We start from the raw sequence: 2,448 nt of genomic DNA on the forward strand, positions 1-2,448 counted from the left end.
CATGTCTTGTGCTCTTATGAAGAAATGATCTCAAGCAAAGAAGAGCATATCCTTTTGAAAAGTTTTAGAGAGCTTAAGCCTAAGCAACAAAAGGCAATATTGTGTTTGATTTCTCATGAGAGTTAAAAGAGTCTTTTTCTGAGGGAAGGAAGTGTTTTTCTTGCACAGAAATATCCCAATAGAGCCTCTTTCTCTTCATTTTAAAAATCATAAAGTTTTTATCCCTCATCTAGCGAGCGCAGATAAAGCGCTATGAGGGTGGGGTGGGCGTGAGAGGTGAGGGATAGAGGTGGGCGTGAGAGGTATAGGGTGAGATGGGAGTGAGGCGTGAGAGCTAAAAAAGACAGCAGTCTTAAGGTTGATTTCTCATGAGATAAAATACGGCTTTAAATTTTATTGCTAATCTTCTTAAATTATTTTATACCTTAAAGGGTAACTTTGGTCGTCTACGCAGCGATCAAGAGGGTCTGAAAGCCCTAAGGTTTGGTACGTGAATTTAACCTACTTTTGTGGGTATCCCGGAATTCCGGGAGTTTTTGCTATGTCCAGGTGTGTTTGCACACTAAAAGCAAAAAAAGCTGATCCAAACTCAGTACTTTCAGACTCCCGGAATACTCATGCGAGGGCGCTCGCAACCCGAGGGGGCAAAAAGTGCAAACTAAAAATCCACATTCTAACGACATTTCAATAGGGCAAAAAATTCGCCATAGACGAATTTCAATGAGGCTTTCTCAAAAGGAATTAGGGAAATATCTAGGTGTTAGTTTCCAGCAAATCCAAAAATACGAAAAAGGCACCAATCGTGTAAGCGCGGGATGTTTGCTAGAAATCGCTAAAAAACTAGAAGTCCCGATGAGCTTTTTTTATGCGGATCTTTTAACAGCTGATATTGCCACAAAAGAACATGTCTTGTGCTCTTATGAAGAAATGATCTCAAGCAAGGAAGAGCATATTCTTTTGAAAAGTTTTAGAGAGCTTAAGCCTAAGCAACAAAAGGCAATCTTGTGTTTGATTGCTGAGAGGTAAAATACTTCTTGAATTGTTATTGTTGGTCTCTTGAATTACTTTATGGATAAGCGCGTGGTTCTGGTTGTACAATGTGGTTTCATGGGGGATCTTAAAGCCTTGAAAAGCTAGGCGGAGAGATTGGTTTGCTTTATAAATATCGCAAGATTCCGGGAGTTTTTGCACTATCCAGGTGTGTTTGCACACTAAAAGCAAAAAAGCTGACTGAACTCAGTACTTTCAGACTCCCGGAATACGCATAAGGGGCGCTTGCAACCGGTGGGGCGTGAGGCGTGAGAGCTAAAAAAGATAACAGTTTTGTGTTTGATTTCTCATGAGATAAAATACGGCTTTAAATTTTATTGCTAATCTTCTGAAATTATTTTATACCTTAAAGGGTGACTTTGGTCGTCTACGCAGCGATCAGTAGGGTCTGAAAGCCCTAAAGTTCGATCATAAAAATTAACCTACTTTTGTGGGTATCCCGGAATTCCGGGAGTTTTTGCCATGTCCAGGTGTGTTTGCACACTAAAAGCAAAAAAAGCTGATTCGAACTCAGTACTTTCAGACTCCCGGAATACTCATGCGAGGGCGCTCGCAACCGGTGGGGCGTGACGCGTGAGAGTTAAAAAAGATAGCAGTTTTGTGTTTGATTTCTCATGAGATAAAACGCAGCTTTAAATTTTATTGCTAATCTTCTTAAATTATTTTATACCTTAAAGGGTAACTTTGGTCGTCTACGCAGCGATCAGTAGGGTCTGAAAGCCCTAAAGTTCAGTACATGAAAATTAACCTACTTTTGTGGGTATCCCGGGATTCCGGGATTTTTTGCTATGTCCAGGTGTGCTTGCACACTAAAAGCAAAAAAAGCTGACTGAACTCAGTACTTTCAGACTCCCGGAATACTCATGCGAGGGCGCTCGCAACCCGAGGGGGCGCAAAGTGCAAACTAAAAATCCACATTCTAACGACATTTCAATAGGGCAAAAAATTCGCCATAGACGAATTTCAATGAGGATTTCTCAAAAGGAATTAGGGAAATATTTAGGTGTTAGTTTCCAGCAAATCCAAAAATACGAAAAAGGCGCCAATCGTGTAAGCGCAGGATATTTGCTAGAAATCGCAAAAAAACTAGAAGTCCCGATGAGCTTTTTTTATGCGGATCTTTTAACAGCTGATATTGCCACAAAAGAGCATGTCTTGTGCTCTTATGAAGAAATGATCTCAAGCAAAGAAGAGCATATCCTTTTGAAAAGTTTTAGAGAGCTTAAGCCTAAGCAACAAAAGGCAATATTGTGTTTGATTTCTCATGAGAGTTAAAAGAGTCTTTTTCTGAGGGAAGGAAGTGTTTTTCTTGCACAGAAATATCCCAATAGAGCCTCTTTCTCTTCATTTTAAAAATCATAAAGTTTTTATCCCTCATCTAGCGAGCGCAGATAAAGC

General features: G+C 40.0%; 2 protein-coding genes and 1 pseudogene. All 3 read left to right on the forward strand.

What is annotated here, in order from left to right:
- Positions 1-126, forward strand: a pseudogene (locus tag CEV08_RS10095) (helix-turn-helix domain-containing protein); the annotation flags it as partial.
- A 525-nt stretch (positions 127-651) separates the two neighbouring features.
- A complete protein-coding gene (locus tag CEV08_RS09070; RefSeq protein WP_180753585.1) occupies positions 652-1,026 on the forward strand; it encodes a helix-turn-helix domain-containing protein in 375 nt (124 codons plus the stop codon).
- Positions 1,027-1,947: 921 nt separating this feature from the next.
- On the forward strand, positions 1,948-2,325 hold the full coding sequence (locus CEV08_RS09080; RefSeq protein ID WP_100131269.1) for a helix-turn-helix domain-containing protein: 378 nt from the start codon (positions 1,948-1,950) through the stop codon (positions 2,323-2,325).
- The last annotated feature ends 123 nt before the right edge of the window (positions 2,326-2,448 follow it).

It is taken from the genome of Bartonella tribocorum (assembly GCF_002778015.1).
GTDB lineage: Bacteria > Pseudomonadota > Alphaproteobacteria > Rhizobiales > Rhizobiaceae > Bartonella > Bartonella tribocorum_B.